Here is a 15,514-nt window from a genome sequence, read left to right on the forward strand (position 1 = left end):
ATTGATAAGGATATTACAACCAAAGGATTGGAAAGGCGGTAGTTGGATTGGTGTCCATCTGCGGCCTTTTTATTTGGGAGAGGAGCGCCATTTGTGAAAAAAACAATACTTTTTATCGTTACAATCCTGTTGGCGGTTCTTTCTGCGGGATGCAATTCTCAAAAGCCAACAGAGCAGCCGAAAGCGGAAGCATCCCTTTTTGCCATGAATACTTACATGACCTTTACTGCCTATGGGGAAAATGCAGAACCGGCCCTTGCCGATGCGAAGGAGCGGGTGCAGGAACTGGAATCTCTGTGGTCGGTAACAGACGAGGCAAGCGAAATTTACCGTGCAAACCACAGCGACGGGCAAAGTGTGGAAGTCAGCACTGAAACAGCCGATCTCATTTCCTTTGCACTGGATATGGCCCAAAAGACGAATGGTGCATTAGACCCCACCATCTACTCAGTGCTCACCGCATGGGGCTTTACCACGGATGCCAAACAAGTTCCCTCTCAAACGGAGATTGACAGGCTGCTCCCATTGGTGGATTATACGCAAATCTCCTTAGCGGGCAGCACTCTCACCGTTCCTGTTGGGATGGAATTGGATTTGGGGGCAGTAGGCAAAGGTTATACTGCCGATTTGGTCACAGAACTGCTGAAATCGCAAGGTGTGGAATCTGCATTATTTAGTTTGGGCGGGAATATCCAAGCCATTGGCTCCCGACCGGATGGAAGCAATTGGCGCATTGGTATCCGCAATCCCCAGGGAGATGGAAATTTAGGGGTGCTGGAAATCAGCGATGCGGCAGTGGTCACTTCCGGCGGGTACGAAAACTATTTTGAAGATGCAGATGGCAATGTCTACTGGCACATCCTTGACCCCGCCACCGGCTATCCGGCCCACAGTGGGTTGCAGGCCGTCACCATCATCAGCCCCGAAGGTAAATTGAGCGACGCCCTGTCCACCGCATTGTTTGTCATGGGGGCTGAAAAGGCAGAAGCCTACTGGCGGGAAAACGGCGGCTTTGAGATGCTGCTTATCACCGAGCAGAACGAGATTCTTGTGACAGAAGGAATTGCACAGCAGTTTTCTTTGAATGATGGACGCACAGAAACTGTACGGGAGATAACGCGATGAAACAGAAAAAATGGCCCTTTTTCCTGCTGGTACTCCTTCTGGCGGCAGGTATTCTTGGGAGTGTTCTGGTACTTCAGCGGCCCGACACCAGCATGGTGGAGGTTGTCCGGGATGGACAAGTGCTGTACCAATTCGATCTGGCGCAGGAGGCCGACCGAGTGCTGGAAATTGAGTACGAAGGCCGAGTCAACACCATAGAAATCAAAGACCATCAAATCCATATGCAGGCGGCGGAATGTCCGGACAATACCTGTGTTCATATGGGATGGCTGGATTCAGCTGCCCCCATCGTCTGCCTGCCCAATCATTTGGTGATACAGTTTGCAGAAAATCATGAGGCTTTAGACGGGATTGCGAGGTGAAAGCCAGTGAAAGCAAAAAAGCTGACAGAGCTTGCAATGCTAACAGCGGTGGCATTGATCATTTTTGTTGTAGAACTTCAAATTCCAAATCCGATACCAATTCCGGGAGTTAAACTGGGGCTGGCCAATATCATCACGGTCTATGCCATTTATCGTTATAGGGTGCGGGAAGTCCTTTCAGTTGTACTCTGCCGTACCATTCTCGGCTCCATTTTCGGAGGCAATATGATGGCACTGTTCTATAGTCTGGCAGGCGGTCTGTTATGTCTTGTGGGGATGTTACTTTTTAAGCGTATCCTTTCCCAAAAGCACATTTGGTTGTGCAGTGTATTTGGGGCTGTGTTCCACAATATAGGACAGGTTGCCGCAGCTTGCCTAATTGCCGGTTGGGGAATGCTGGTCTATCTTCCGTTTTTGTTGCTTTCTGGTTGCCTGGCTGGAGCATTTACCGGTGGCTGCGCACAACTAGTAATCCGACGCAGTAAGCTTGAGAAGAATATGCTATGAATACTTTTTAACATTTGCAATTCAAGGAGGGGATTGATGTGAAAAAAATTATCGTTATAAAGTTGGACGATCCCGATGATTTCTTTTACAACTCTATTCTTTCCTTGTTTTCGTCCCATGGTGCAGACGTTAAAATCATAACAGGAGATGGTACAAAAATCAGTGTTGCCCCGGAATTGACAATTCATCAATCAGAACGACGGGTATTTTCGAGTGATTCTGAAATTATCCTTACAAGGAAAGAATACGATATCTTTCTGTACTTCATTCAAAACGCTAATCAAGTCCTTACTTTTACCCAAATCTATGAGCATCTATGGCAAGAACCGGACTACGGAACCGGCCAGGAGGTTGTCAGCCATCACGTTCGGAGTCTTCGGAGGAAATTGCAGTTAGACAATAGATCCAGCTGCCGGATATGCTCTGTTCGGGGTATCGGTTACCGGTTTGAAAAGAGTTGATCCCACAGGTTTCCCTGTGGGATTTTCCTATTCCCCAGCTTTGAAGAAGCCGAGGGCGTCGGTGCGCTCCCCATTCTGCCAGACTTCGAAGTGCAGGTGGTTTCCGGTAGAATTGCCGGTGGTGCCGACATAGCCAATCACTTCGCCCTGTTTCACTTCCTGCCCTACAGTCACGCAGATGGAGGAACAATGGGCATACAGGGTGTCATGGGTATCGTTGTGCTTCACCTTGATGTGGTACCCATACCCGCCGCCCCAGGAGTCAATGGCGTTGGCTATGGTGACGGTCCCATCCGCTGCCGCAAGGATGGGCGTTCCTTCCGGCGCGGCGATGTCGGTTCCGCTGTGATAGGCAATTTCTCCAGTAAAGGGGTCCTCACGGTATCCAAACCATGAGGTAATCGTAAAACTTTCCGGAAGCGGCCACTGGAAGATACCGGTTCCTTCCCAGTCGGTATTGGGGTCTAAAATTTCCCCGCCGCCGCCAACATAGCCACCCAGCAACTCCGCCCAAAGATTCTGGTTCTCCGGCTCCGACATTAAGGCGAGATATTCGTTCTGCCTTGGGTTAAAACTGTACTGCCGGGCCATTTCCTCCGGGGTTTTGTGGGTGATGGTAATCTCCAGAATGGTTTCCGTCACCGTTTCGGTATGGGTGGTTTCGTTTCCATCCTCATCCACTTCGGTGACTTCCACCTCATGACTTTCGGTGCGGGTGCTGGAAGCTACGGCATTCATCTCCCACATAATATCCCGCAGCTGCTGAACTTGGGCATCATCCAGCGAGGCCACCTGCGCCCCATCCTTCGCGCCGGTAACCTTTGCGGAAAATACAACAAGAACATCTTCCCAGTTGATGGAGAGCACCCCGTCGTTGGAGGTGATCTCCTGCCGGTCATGGGGATTGGAATCCTCTATTTCCTGAATGTGAGATAGATATTCCCCATTGAGGGCAGACACCGCCTGTGTTACGCTGGTGCCGGTCCCTGTGGAATTCGAACCAAAAAACAGGCCGAAGCAGGAACCGACAATCAGGGCGATTAAACAAATCAACAAGATAATGACCACAGCCACCCAGCCCCCAGCTGCAATAGCGGCAACCAATCCCTTTATCGCTGCCGCTGCTGCTTTGATGGCGGTGGCGGTCGCTTTCACCGCTGCCTTTGCCCCTGTCACTGCCGCTTTCGCTGCTGTTTTGGCTGTTTGGGCCGCCGCCCTTGCCGCTTTTGCGGTAGCCTGCGCTGCTTTCTGTGCTGCCTTTGCCGCCTGCTGCGCTGTCTTTGCTGAATGCTGGGCAGTTTTGATTCCCTTGGCGCTCTGCTGCACACCCTTCACAGACCGGCTGGCGGTTTTTACTGCCTTTTGGGATTTCCCCTTGACAGCTTTGGCTACGGTATTCTTTGTCCGTATTTTGGAAACGGTATCCTTTGCGGCTTCCACTGTTTTGCCGCCTGTATTTTTCGCTTCCGACAGGGTATGGGAAAGCTCTCTTTTTTCTTTCACCTTCCGGGCTGTGGTCTGGGCCAGTTTTTTCCCGCCCCGATAGGTCAGGTTCGCACCTTTCTTGGCGGTAGTTTCCATGCCGGACAGCATCTGGTCCCCGGCGCTGTTGGCAGGGGCGTTGGAAGATTCCCCACGCTGGCTGGCGAAGGGGGTTTCCTTTAATTCTACAATGGATTTGTCCTTGGATTTTAACCACAGATCCTTCATAGCTGTTTTGGGTGCCTTGGCTGCACTCTCCAGCAGCTTGGGTTTCTTGCTGTCAGGTTTTTGCTTGATTTCTTTCAAAAATGCACCTCCTGTGTTTGGAGATTAAGAACCTATCGCGTCCTGTCACGAAATTTGTGCAACAGTTTGCTGCACAAATAGTAAACAGGGAGCCCAAGGCGGCCCTCTGCTACAATATAGTTTCATGTATGGTTACACCCCTCTCAGAGCCTCGTCCGGTTTGGTGGTCATGAGCTGATACAGACGGGTGTTTCGAGGGAAGCTGTTTTCGAATGGGACAATGTTTCCGGCGCAGCGGATGAGGCCGCAGCCAGCCGCCACATTGGTGATGTACGAGAGCTGGTTCTCGGAAATGTGCAGAAGCCCCGCCAGCTCATCCCGGTCGGTGGCGGATTGGTTCAGGAGAATTAAAAATTCGCTGTTGGCCAGCATGAGGCGGGCGGTGTCGGAACGGAGGAGTTCCTCGACGTTCTGGGTTAACCCTGTCACCAGCCCGTTGTATTTGCGGATGCGCTTCCACAGCTTGTAGAAGAAATCGGCGCTGTACTCATAGCGGAACAGCAGGTAAAACTCGTCCGCGAATACCCATGTGGTCTTGCCTTTCTTCCAGTTTTGAATGACACGGTTGAAGATGGCGTCCAAGGTGACCAGCATCCCGATAGGCATCAGCTGCTCGCCCAACTCCCGGATGTCATAGGCGATAATCCTTGCCTTGGTGTCCACGTTGGTGCGCTGGGCAAAGGTGTTGAGGCTGCCGGTGATGAACAGTTCGGAGGAGAGCGCCAACCCTCTGGCTTCCGGCTCCGGCTGTTTTAAGAGGGAATGGTACAGATCCTTCAGTGTGGGCGCTTCGCCCTCGTAGTTGTTGGCGACATATTCCCGGTACACATCATAGGTGCAGCGGTCGAGGATGGATTTCTCCTTGGCGCTCACATTGCCCGCCCCCACCAGCTGTTCGAACAGGGAGAGGATGAATTCGGATTTCTCAATCAGCGGGTTGCGCTCATCCCCATAGGCTTTATCCATGTCCATGGCGTTTAAGTGGGTATCCGAGGAAGCGGATACCCGGATGACCTCGCCGCCAAGGGCTTCCACCAGAAAGCCAAATTCGGATTCCGGGTCCAGAATGAGAATATCGTCATTGGTGGAAAGCGCAATGCTGACGATTTCTTCTTTAGCGCTAAAGGATTTACCGGAACCGGAAACACCCAAGCGAAAGCTGTTGCCGTTTAAGAGCTTCCTTCGGTCTGCCACAATCATGTTCTTGGAAACAGCGTTCTGCCCATAGTAGATGCCGCCGTTCTGGAGGATTTCCTGCGCCCGGAAGGGAATCAGCACAGCGGTGGATTCGGTGGTGAGGGTTCTCAACGTCTGAATTTTTCGCAGGCCGTAAGGGAGAACGGTGTCCAGCCCATCCTTCTGCTGCCAACGCAGGACGCTCATCTGACAGAGATGCTTCCGCGCTGTGGTGAGCAGGGTTTCCGTGTCGCTGTCCAGCTGCTCCTTGGTGTCGGCTAAATGTACCAAGGTCACAAGGCCGAACATCATCCTCTGGTCCCTGCTGGTGAGATCCTCCAGCATCTCCTTGGTTTCCTTGCGCTGCTGCTCCATATCGTAGGGCAGCACAGCCGAGAAGTTATTGGCGGCATTCTGTTTCCGCTGCCAGTTCGCGGCATTCGTTTCCACACCCAGAAGCTTGTTCTGGATTTCCCGCACTGCTTCGTCGGTGGGAACCGCTAAAATATCAATGGAAAGCATGAGGCTGCGGTCCATGTCGCAGAGCTCGGCAATCATGGAATCCTTGATGTAGCTGGCATAATCCTGCAGGTAAAGAACCCTGCCCCAGCGGTCGTTTAAGCGGAAATGGTCCTTCTGGAATTCCATACTGTCGGGGCACAGCCAATCCTTGAAGCTGTGCCCCTTTTTCATGTGCTCCTTCAGGTCGAAGGCAAAGGCGGCGGGTTCTCCGCCCTTGAAGAAATCCCGGAACAGCTGCAGGCGGGCCTGCGCGTCCAGTTCCCGGCCTATGGAGGAAAGCTGGGACAGGTGGGTAATGAGTTCGGTGCCCACACGGGAGAAATAGGTGCGGGCCTCGTCGATGGTTTTCTTCGCCACCGTGATGGTGATGTACCGGTCCTGCACCACGCTGTTATTGGTGCCGGTCACCTTGGAGAGCAGCATTTCGTTGTACTCTTTCCGGTAATGGTCCAGCCCGTCCTCTTTCATGGGCAGTAGCAGGGATTTCTCGAATTCGGCTTTGTCAATGCGGCGGTTGTTGATGGTGATCTTGGCGGAAGCGCCGGAATCCAGCGCGTTTAATAGTTCCGAATAATCTAAAAACATCGCCGTCTTATCTTCCTTGCTGGCGATTTGATAATTGATGTCGGTAAAAGAGAAGGTTTTGGAGAACCTGCTTCCTACCTGAAAAATCCCATCCGGCCAGATACGCTGGATGGGGATGGCATCCTGAACGGACTTTGGTATGGTGAATTTCTCTTTTTCTGCTTTCGCTGCTTTACTGAGCGTTTTGATTATAGGCATCCTTCCTTTTCTGAGAGATTTTGAATGTTACCGTTCTTTCCCAGTTGGTGGCTGGGGTTTGTGGTTTTTCCTCTTGCGGGGAGGCTTTTCCCCCTCTGCGATGGCGTCCTTCATGGCGTCAAAGTAGAGGCTGTCGGATTTGAACACCAGTTTTTTGGGGTACAAAAATTCCGACTTAAACCACGCCCATGCTGCCTGTTCGGCAGTCATGCCGTGGTATTTGAAAAAGCCACAGGCCGCAAAGGGCGCGGCCCCGAGAATGCACATCCAGCCTACTTCTTCGCTGCCAATCAGCGGGCGCAGGCCGAAATACAGACCGACTGCTACCCCTACAGCCAGCAGGGAACAGATAAACTGCCGGGTGGAAAGCCCAAAAAAGATGGACTCCTGATAATCCCGGATTTCCTTTGGCACTTTTACTTCGATATCGCTTCACTCCTTTTGGGCCTACAGCCCCAATAATTCCTTGACGATCCGGTCGCTCATCCGCACGGCTCCAACCAAGACAAGCAAGTTAAAGATTAACTCGCCCACATAACTCCAAACGGCGGTTACCGCTGAAACATTGGGGTCAACCGCAGGCGGAGAAGCCGCCATGACAGAAAAGATAATGCAGGCCAGCGCAATAATGGCCCCTTCGAGGCACACCCCGGCATAGGAGCGCAGGAAGTTTTTGCCCACATTGCTGGTGGTTTCCCCGGCGAATGTAGACATGGGGATTGGTGCGATAGCGGTATACATGTAGAGCTTAAACATCCGGCTATACACCGTCAGGATCATAATAAACGCCAGCACCGTAATGAACAGGCCGCCCAGCAGGGTGACCGCCCACAAAGGGATGCTGTCCCAGAATCCCACGTTGTTGATCTTGTCGATAATCTCCTGCGGGAGCGTGGTGCCGCTGCTTCCTGACAAACCCGATTGGGTAATAATGGTGGAAACCATCCCTTGAATAATTTTGAAAACAGCCAGCATCAGGTCGAGGCCGTATCCTACTGCCGCCTTTGCCAGCGCAAAACGAATGAACATCTTGAAGGCCGCTTCCGGTCGCTTCAGGTCGGTAAAGCTCGAACAGGTCTTGACGACGCCAACTGCGAAAAACAAAACCAGCAGGCCGTACCCAATGGCTTTCAAGGCCCCGTTGATGTCCAGCATGACCTGCCAGATCCCGCCGCCCTTAAAGGTTGCGGGGTCCTGTGTAAGCAAAGTCCAGATTTCAGCCAGCTTGTCGTTCCATGTTCCCAGCGCCGAATTTAAGTTATCGATAATCCAGTTTCCGGCTGGTCACCTCCCATCTAAAAAATGTGGGAGCGCCCGCCATCGGGCGCTCCCTTGACTGGAAAACAGGAATCAGGTGGTGATGAGGTCAAGGATTTCCTTGGCAAAGGTCACCACGAGGCCGCCCGCCAAGGTGAGGAACCCCTGCGAGCGCTGGGAAGGATCGTGGCTCTGGAAGGAGAGACCAACCTGCACCACACCCCAGCCCAAAAGGATCAGGCCGATGGCGCGGATCAGGGAAAAGATGAAGGTGGAGAGGTTGTTGACCACACCCAGCGGATCGCTGGCGGCAAAGGCTGTGGTGGAAAAGCAGCAGGCGCACAGCACCACAGCGACATAGCCGGAAAAACCGAAGCGCCCCTTTCTGCCAAGAGGCAGGGCAGTGGTGGGCTTATCGTTCTTTTTGGGATTTTTCTTCAAGATAAAAGGATTCAGAGTTTTCTTCAGAAGCATTCCTCCAGTTCAATGTGTATTGTTATGGTTTTAGAAAATCCTCCGGTTCCAGCAGTTCGAAATCGTCGTACTGGTCCGGGGAATAGTCGATATCGTCAGCGGCGTCCTTTGCCTGCGTATAATCGTAGGGCGCAGCGCCGCCATCTTCGGTCAGCCGGATATTGGGATGGCGCATCAGGTCGTACTTGTCATCCATCATGGGGCGTTCCCCACGGACAAAAAGGATAGCCTTGTGGTTATCCAGCATCCGCACTTCATCCGGGGTTAAGAGTTCCCGGCCCGTCTGCTGGTCGTTTACGCTGAAGCTGCCGCTTCGTCCCCGGCTCCGGCCATAGGTGTTGGTATCCAACGTTTCCTTGCCCATGAGCTCGGAAACGTATTTGTGGGTTTCCTTTTCATTGCCGCCGAGGTAGAGGAACTCGTCGCACAAGCCCACCAGCGATTCCCACTGCTCTTTAAACAGCGCCTTGATCTGCGCCATGTTCTGGGCGATATAGCTGCAGAAGATGTTGCGGCTTCGCATGGTGGAAAGCCAGGGCAAAAAGTTATCCGTAGGCAGGGCGATGTTGGGGGCCTCGTCGATGAGCAGATGGACCGGCACCGGCAGCCTGCCCTTGTATTTCCGGTCAGCTACAAAGTACAAGGTTTGGATGAGCTGCCCGTAAATCATCCCCACAAGGTAATTGAGGGATTTATCGGAGTCCGGGATGCAGCAGAACAGGGCCACCTTTTTCTCACCCATTTCCTCCAGATGGAGATCGTCGGCATAGGTCAGCCTTGCAATCTGCGGCAGATTAAAAGCGGAAAGCCGGACGCCAACACTAATCAAAATGGATTTTAAAGTTTTTCCAGCCCCCATCTTAAAGACATGGTACTGCTTTACGGCAATGCTCTCCGGGTCACGCATTTCAAGCCTTGCAAACAGGATGTCCAGAGGCGACTCGTATTCCTCATCTTCTTCCCGCACCTCCGCTGCGGACAGCATCTCCATCACCATGGCGAAGTTCTGTTCTTCCGGCGGCGCTTCATGCTTGAGGTATAGGACGAGGGCCTGTAAAAGCGCGGTTTCGGATTTCTGCCAGAAGGGGTCGCTGCTCTGCGCTCCGGGCGGGGTAGTACTCTGAATCAAAGTTTCGATGAGGCGAAGCACATCCTTGTCGTCCCGCACGTAAGCCAATGGATTGTAACAGAAGGAGGCGTCGGGATTTAATAAATCGAATACCCGCACTTCAAAACCATTGGATTTCAATGCCCCGCCTGTTTTTCGCAGGATTTCAGATTTCGGATCGCAGATGACCAGCGAACAGTCCCCGCAGTTTAAAGCGTTGGGAATGGCATAGGACCGGCTTTTGCCAGCGCCGGAACCGCCGATGACCAGCACATTGGTGTTGCGCTTGTGCTTGTGGCCGTCCATCCCCATCTGGAAATGCTGGGTTAAGATGAGGTTTTCCTTGGGGTGCTTCTTATCTCGGTATTTCTTGGCGATCTGGAACACGTCGCCCCATTTGGCGGAACCATGCTCCGCGCCCCTGCGGGTATTCTTCCGGCTGGAAACTACCACAAGGGCGGCGATTCCATACGCAAGAGTAAAAAACAGCAGGCACCGGGCGGAGTATTCCGTCCAGTGAATGGAAAAAGGGACGTTCATAGCTGCCGGAAGCTTCCCCAGCAGGTCTATGAGGTTCATCCCCTCGTTCCAGCACCCGGCAGTCAGCAGCGCCGCCCACCAGACGATGGGCAATGGCAGAAGCCATACCCACCATGGATTTTTTCTTGCCGTTATTCCGTCGAAGAGACACCCGCCCCTTCTTTACCGCCGGATAATGAAACAACATATTTTATAATTTTCTCAGTGATCCTTCCTTTCCATAAAAACAAAAAATCCCCCGGAACCCATCGGAGAACATTCCCACAGGTTCCGGGGGATCAGCTATATTTATCGGGCAGGCGCACACCTGTATTTTGCCTGCATCAGTTTGATGAGGAGGCGGTCAATCCCGCCGCAGCTGCGGTTTTCTTCCAGATAAGCGTTTCGCATCCCATTTAGGGACAGCGTGGCATACTGGTATTCTTCATCGTTCAGGTACAGTTTGTGCTTTGGCATACGGAGGACTCTATCAAGAAACGGCTGCAGCTGGCCGGATAGCTCCGGCCCTGCTTCTTCCTGTGCGCTGCGAAGCGCCTTGGCCAGTATGTTTTGGTCCCCGCCGGTCATCTTCACCATCCGCTGCTTTGTCATAGCAACCCCATCCTTTCTCTGTTATCATTCACACCATACCACAACAGATGGCGGAAAGCTACCGGACAAAAGAAAACAAACGGAAAACTCTCAGCGCTCATCGTTCCGGCTCTTTCTCCGCCTTGGCTTTGGCAGCCTTGGCGGGCTTGGGCGCTGCGACGGAGAATTCATCCGGCTGGATGGCCTGCTCCAAATCCCGGAAGCTTCTCTGGACGTCCCGGTTAATGGAATAGGCCGCCCGTTTGACGTCGCCTATAAAGCCGCGCTTTTCTTCCGGCGTCAGCTGGGCGCAGCTGTGACACACCTTATCAAACTGAAACACCGAGGTATCAAGCCCGAATTTCTGCGCCGCTACATAGGCCGCGCAGTAGGCTTGGGCCGCATACGCCTGCCGGTAATAGCCGCTGCCCACCGCATCGAAGCTGGCGTGGGCCTGCTCTCTGGCAATGGCGCAGATGGTGGCGGTTTCATCCATCCCGTTGCGGACAAAAATAGTGCGCTGCTTGGGAACATACTGCGCCTGCACCCCTTGGGGAAGCTGGTCGGAAATGGCAAGCTGTACCGGGCTTTGCTCCACCATGGCGGCAATGATTTCCTCCGGCAGATGCTTCTGCGGGGGCAGAGGCTGGGGTCCTCTGGTTTGGGAGATGTCATAGGCTTTGGTAATGGTATAGCCGTTCGCCTTGATGCCGTCTTTTTCATACTCCTGTTCAGCAAAGAAGGTGTATCCTTTCTCGCCGGAACGGATGGAGCGTCCGGCTTCCTTCCATTTGTCAAAGGTGCGGGGGTGGGTAATTTCAGGGTTCTGTTCGTAAAGAATGAGAAGGTTTCGGGTGCTCTGCGGGGTACAGTTCGCCATGAAGTTGAGAAAGCCTTTCATGGATTCGTCATCCTTGAACACGGAATCAGCCTGCGCATTGACTCTCGACCAGACTTCCTCACGCTCAGCCTGCTTCATGGCGGCGTATTCTTCCTTGGAAAGCTGGGGCTGTTCCTGCTGGGGCTGCGGTTCCTGTTTCTTTCCGATCAAACTGGATAAATCGATATTGCATTACCTGCCTTTCTGTTTTTTCTTTTTCTTCTGTCTGGAATGGCCGGGAGTGGGGTGCTGGCGCTCCTGCTGCTTGGATTTCTCTGCTTTCTTGTCCGCCTGTTCCTGCCGGATCTCCTGCAGCTGCTTTTTCACCGAGGGCTTTTGTTCCGGCTCTTTATGGCCTGTTAAGTCTGGCGAAGAGCTTTTGCTGGGCGAGGAAGGCGCGGACGGACTCTTTTCCGCTGTTGGTTCCTCGGCTTCCTTCTTCCGGCCAGAAGTAAAATTTGCGGCGGCGTCCTGCTGGGCGGGGCCGATATTGAAATCGTCCTCAAAGCCGCCCACTTCAAATTCCACTTCGCCCTGCTCGGTTTTGACGGTTTCCGTCTTGCTGGGGCCTGTGGGAGCTTGCTTTTCCTGTTCCTGCACTTTCTCAATTGTGGCTTCGCCAGCCTGCGCTTTGACCGCGTCAAGGCCGAGGTTGTCGAAAATACGCTGGATTTTAGAGGCGTCGTCCGCAAACACCACCACTTCGATGCGGTCAGCCTTTTTCTTGTTTCGGATGGGAACATACAAAAGGCCGTGTACCTTGGCTTCCTTTGCAAACTCCTTCATGTTTTCGGTGGGGACATTAAAGAATTTGAATGGGCGCTGTTCCTTGAGCATCCGCACAAGCCTTGTCTTGCCGTGGGTTTTTTTCTGATCCTTCAGTACGGCATAGACAAACAGCGCAAAGTTTTTTGCCGCCATACCCGACAGCTTGAGGGCCATTTCCGTGCCCTCAAGGGTAAATCGGACAATCTGGTCGGCTGGATCGCTTCCGTAGTTCAGTCAGCATTCTCCTTTCATCGCTCCAAATCACGGGAGCGTTTGTGTTTTGTTTTTTCCAGTGCAGGTTCCTTAGAGAAGGAATCCTCGCCGGGAATGAGAGACAGGCTGGAACCGGTATCCCATTTCACTCCAATCTGCCCCATATCGTCCACATAGGAAACCGTTCCTTTTGTACCGGGCAGTGGGGCCTGCGGATCGTCCATGGAACGCAGGGTGATGCGGGTTCCAGCAGGGTATTGCTGGCGGATATATGCCACCTGTTCTTTGGTAGGAATTCGGTTCAATCGATCATCTCCTTTGCTGATTTTCCCGGTTTCGGGATTGCTTTTTCTTTTGTTCCTGTGCTTGCTGTTCCTTGCGCTGCTGTTCTTCCCGCTGTGCTGCCTGCAGGCGCTGTTCCATCTCAATGGAGTGGGTTTCGATATTCCGGCACAGCTTGGCGGTATGGCGCAGCTTTTTGAGCTGTTCTGTGAGGACGCCGATCTGCGGGGAACCGGGTTCGTAGCGGTAGAGCTTATAGCGCTGCTTTATCAGCACAGCGATTTCATCTTCCGCTTTCTGACGGATAGCATTCAGCTGGCCCCGGTCCTCGATTTTGTTCTGGAAGATGAATTCCGCCTGCTCGATCCGCTGGTCCAGCCTGCGGATATCCTCCCGCACAGCGCAGCTTATATACCGGGGCTTCTTGGGCAGCGCCCCCACCTTGTAGAGATAGGAAAAGTAGAGGGCCCGCAGGCCGGAAAGCCTGCGGGGCTGTGTTTCCCCAAGAAGGAGAAGAAAACGGTTGGCCGGAGGCTGTTCTTTCCCAGCCCGGTGAGGAGGCTTGGGATAGAGGATGCGGCGCTGGATGGCTTCCGGGGTGTACTGCTTGCCCAAGGTCTTAAACCGGACGGTGCACCCGCTGCCCGGCAGGATCAGCGTGGGGTATTTGCGGTCAAACCGAAAGGCATAGCCCTTCTGCTCCAAAGCGCGCAGGAACTGCTTCCATGTGAGAGAAGAAGCAATCGCTGCATCCACGTCCTGCTGGATGGGCGTTTTCCATGTAGGCGCTCCGTTCTGCTCGGCCAGCCACTGGGCATAGGGGCGGGCCACCCGTTCCGATTTCTCTGTACGGATGACGGAAAGATGGTGCTTTACGCACAGTTCATCCGAAATTTTCCGCACCCCAGTGACATAGGTTCTTTCATTGCTGTGGTATTTCCTGCCGGTTTTCATGGACACAGAATTCCATACAATGTGGTTGTGAATGCATTTGGTATTGAGATGGGTGCTGACCACCGCCTGAAAGTGCCCGCCGAGAAGCCGTTCGGAGAATTCCAGCCCGATTTGATGGGCCAGTTCCGGGGAAACCTCCCCGGCGGCAAAGCTTTGCACCAGATGAAAACCCTGCACGCCTTTCTCCTTGTGCCACATTTCCTTGACGCGGCACATATCTTGAAAAGCCGTTTCACAGGTGCAGCCGAGAGCGGACGCGAACAGATCCTGCTCGGTTTTATCTTTGTTCAGGGCTTTATCGATTTCCCCCTCCAGTGATTCCTCATTTTCCCTGCGGGAACACTTTTTCTCATCGAGGGTATAGTCGATGGCGTTGTCGAGGCGGTGCACGGGGATCACGCTGGTATATGCCACCGGGTAGCACCCGGACGCAATTCGCGCCCTTTGTTTCGGAAAAATAATAGGCTGGCCGCCCGCGAATCAATTTTATTTCTCACCAATTATTTTTGACCTCCTCCCAAACCTGACGGGCCAGATTGGTCATTTCTTCGACGCTCTGCTGGCTGGCTTCCCCATAGGTATTGGCGACCTTGGCAAGCTGGTTTGCGTTGTTGCAGAGCCCAGCCACCTTGTGGAGCAGATCCGCATGGTGGTCGCAGGGCCTTGCCCGCAGTTCCGCACCCATGATGAGGGTGCGGAGGAATTCCTCACGGGGTAGGCCGCTTGTTTTCACCTGCGCTTCCAGATGCGCCAGTTCCTTTTTGTTTAAATGAAGAGGGATGATGTGGTTTCGTTTTCTCATAGCTGCTTTGGCTCCTTTTTAACGCTCCGGTTCTTTCCTTTTGCGGGTTTTCTTCTGCTCCGGCGCTCTGGCAGGGTATTCGTAATGGACAGGAACATCCTGCAGGCGCAGTTTGTCGCAATCCGGGGCAAAGGCTGCATACCGGGCGTAGGAATATCCTTCCGCGTCTACGAGAATACCATCTCTGCTGTTTTCGCCTTTGACCAGCACGCAGTGCCAGCAGAAGCTGCCCGGATCAAACCACATCTTGTCGCTGTAATCGAACAGGAAAATCTGATCGTCCTTGAGGCCGTTTTCCTGAAACTGCCGGAACTGCTCGTCGGAAAGAACGACTACCTGTTCCACCTGAAAACAGGTTTGTCGCTCCGGCACAGGCCGCAGTGGGTTCTGCCCATTGAGGTCGCTGATATGGCTGGGCCTGTGGTAAAAAACAGCGTGCTCCTGATAGGCTTTCGGTTCCTCCAAGGCAATGTGTTCTACCGGCACCCCCTGCAGATCGAAGCTGCGGTAATCCCTGCCGTAGCCAAGATACAGGGTATCCTTCCTTTGGGCAATCAGCATATTTTCTTTTTCCCCCTCGGCCCGTACCATGAGGCAGCGAAACAACCCACCCGGCGAGGCGCTCATGATTTCCCGGTTATCCTTGAGGAAGGGGTATTCCGGGGAGACGTCCTCCGAGAGCTTTTCAAAATCCTCTTTGTTCAGGACGATGACCTTTGCCACTTCAAAAACGCCGGGGACGTAGTTTACCTCGTTTCGGCGCAGGCTATTAAGTGTTTTGGCGTTTGCCGCGAACGCGGCGTATTGCTTTTCTCTCAGTATCTTCACCTCTCATTTCTTGAACGAAATCAGCCGGTGCGGTTCTGCGGGGGGTTGGGGCGCTCCCCAAGATGCGTTTGGATATCCAAACGCTATGCTTGCAAAACCAGTCACCGGCTGGAA

Annotated in this window: 17 protein-coding genes; 4 read left to right on the plus strand and 13 right to left on the minus strand. The window is 53.2% G+C overall.

What is annotated here, in order from left to right; translation table 11 throughout:
- Positions 1-93 precede the first annotated feature (93 nt).
- The 4 genes from DPQ25_RS01120 to DPQ25_RS01135 are packed head-to-tail and all read left to right on the plus strand — an operon-like array spanning position 94 to position 2,455.
- On the plus strand, positions 94-1,125 hold the full coding sequence (locus DPQ25_RS01120; RefSeq protein ID WP_242978179.1) for an FAD:protein FMN transferase: 1,032 nt from the start codon (positions 94-96) through the stop codon (positions 1,123-1,125).
- A complete protein-coding gene (locus DPQ25_RS01125; RefSeq protein ID WP_112331339.1) occupies positions 1,122-1,487 on the plus strand; it encodes a NusG domain II-containing protein in 366 nt (121 codons plus the stop codon). The genes DPQ25_RS01120 and DPQ25_RS01125 overlap by 4 nt, the downstream gene beginning before the upstream one ends.
- Positions 1,488-1,493: 6 nt before the next feature.
- Positions 1,494-1,994 carry a Gx transporter family protein gene (locus DPQ25_RS01130; RefSeq protein WP_112331340.1) on the plus strand — a complete coding sequence of 167 codons (501 nt, stop codon included), beginning with the start codon at positions 1,494-1,496 and terminating at the stop codon, positions 1,992-1,994.
- A 38-nt stretch (positions 1,995-2,032) separates the two neighbouring features.
- Positions 2,033-2,455 carry a winged helix-turn-helix domain-containing protein gene (locus DPQ25_RS01135; protein ID WP_177576781.1) on the plus strand — a complete coding sequence of 141 codons (423 nt, stop codon included), beginning with the start codon at positions 2,033-2,035 and terminating at the stop codon, positions 2,453-2,455.
- Positions 2,456-2,482: 27 nt separating this feature from the next.
- Here DPQ25_RS01135 and DPQ25_RS14975 read toward each other — a convergent pair whose 3' ends face one another.
- The 13 genes from DPQ25_RS14975 to DPQ25_RS01200 form a co-directional block, all read right to left on the minus strand.
- Positions 2,483-4,243 (minus strand): M23 family metallopeptidase, encoded by a 1,761-nt coding sequence (locus tag DPQ25_RS14975; RefSeq protein WP_242978180.1) that lies wholly within the window; start codon positions 4,241-4,243, stop codon positions 2,483-2,485.
- A gap of 132 nt (positions 4,244-4,375) precedes the next feature.
- Positions 4,376-6,724, minus strand: coding sequence for a VirB4-like conjugal transfer ATPase, CD1110 family (locus DPQ25_RS01145; protein ID WP_112331342.1), 2,349 nt, complete (start codon positions 6,722-6,724; stop codon positions 4,376-4,378).
- A 27-nt stretch (positions 6,725-6,751) separates the two neighbouring features.
- Positions 6,752-7,150: a PrgI family protein gene (locus tag DPQ25_RS01150; protein ID WP_112331343.1), complete on the minus strand. Its 399-nt coding sequence runs from the start codon at positions 7,148-7,150 to the stop codon at positions 6,752-6,754.
- A 21-nt stretch (positions 7,151-7,171) separates the two neighbouring features.
- On the minus strand, positions 7,172-7,993 hold the full coding sequence (locus DPQ25_RS01155) for a hypothetical protein (RefSeq protein ID WP_407928147.1): 822 nt from the start codon (positions 7,991-7,993) through the stop codon (positions 7,172-7,174).
- A gap of 81 nt (positions 7,994-8,074) precedes the next feature.
- Complete coding sequence (locus DPQ25_RS01160; protein ID WP_112331345.1) at positions 8,075-8,455, minus strand: glutamyl-tRNA amidotransferase; 381 nt, start codon at positions 8,453-8,455, stop codon at positions 8,075-8,077.
- 22 nt (positions 8,456-8,477) lie between these two features.
- Complete coding sequence (locus DPQ25_RS01165) at positions 8,478-10,142, minus strand: VirD4-like conjugal transfer protein, CD1115 family (RefSeq protein WP_242978223.1); 1,665 nt, start codon at positions 10,140-10,142, stop codon at positions 8,478-8,480.
- Between the two features lie 249 nt (positions 10,143-10,391).
- Positions 10,392-10,694, minus strand: a complete 303-nt coding sequence (locus tag DPQ25_RS01170) for a hypothetical protein (protein WP_112331347.1) — start codon at positions 10,692-10,694, stop codon at positions 10,392-10,394.
- A 97-nt stretch (positions 10,695-10,791) separates the two neighbouring features.
- A complete protein-coding gene (locus DPQ25_RS01175; RefSeq protein ID WP_242978181.1) occupies positions 10,792-11,724 on the minus strand; it encodes an ArdC family protein in 933 nt (310 codons plus the stop codon).
- A gap of 21 nt (positions 11,725-11,745) precedes the next feature.
- On the minus strand, positions 11,746-12,495 hold the full coding sequence (locus tag DPQ25_RS01180; protein WP_177576782.1) for a PcfB family protein: 750 nt from the start codon (positions 12,493-12,495) through the stop codon (positions 11,746-11,748).
- A gap of 74 nt (positions 12,496-12,569) precedes the next feature.
- Positions 12,570-12,839 (minus strand): DUF4314 domain-containing protein, encoded by a 270-nt coding sequence (locus tag DPQ25_RS01185; RefSeq protein WP_112331350.1) that lies wholly within the window; start codon positions 12,837-12,839, stop codon positions 12,570-12,572.
- Positions 12,840-12,843: 4 nt separating this feature from the next.
- Entirely contained in the window at positions 12,844-14,184 is a 1,341-nt protein-coding gene (locus tag DPQ25_RS01190) for a relaxase/mobilization nuclease domain-containing protein (RefSeq protein ID WP_112331351.1), read from the minus strand.
- A 79-nt stretch (positions 14,185-14,263) separates the two neighbouring features.
- The gene (locus tag DPQ25_RS01195) at positions 14,264-14,572 is read right to left on the minus strand and encodes a plasmid mobilization protein (protein WP_112331352.1); all 309 of its coding nucleotides are present in this window, start codon (positions 14,570-14,572) and stop codon (positions 14,264-14,266) included.
- A gap of 18 nt (positions 14,573-14,590) precedes the next feature.
- Entirely contained in the window at positions 14,591-15,400 is an 810-nt protein-coding gene (locus DPQ25_RS01200) for a DUF6329 domain-containing protein (protein ID WP_242978182.1), read from the minus strand.
- Positions 15,401-15,514: the final 114 nt, after the last annotated feature.

Origin of the sequence: Hydrogeniiclostridium mannosilyticum (assembly GCF_003268275.1) — a bacterium.
GTDB lineage: Bacteria > Bacillota > Clostridia > Oscillospirales > Acutalibacteraceae > Hydrogeniiclostridium > Hydrogeniiclostridium mannosilyticum.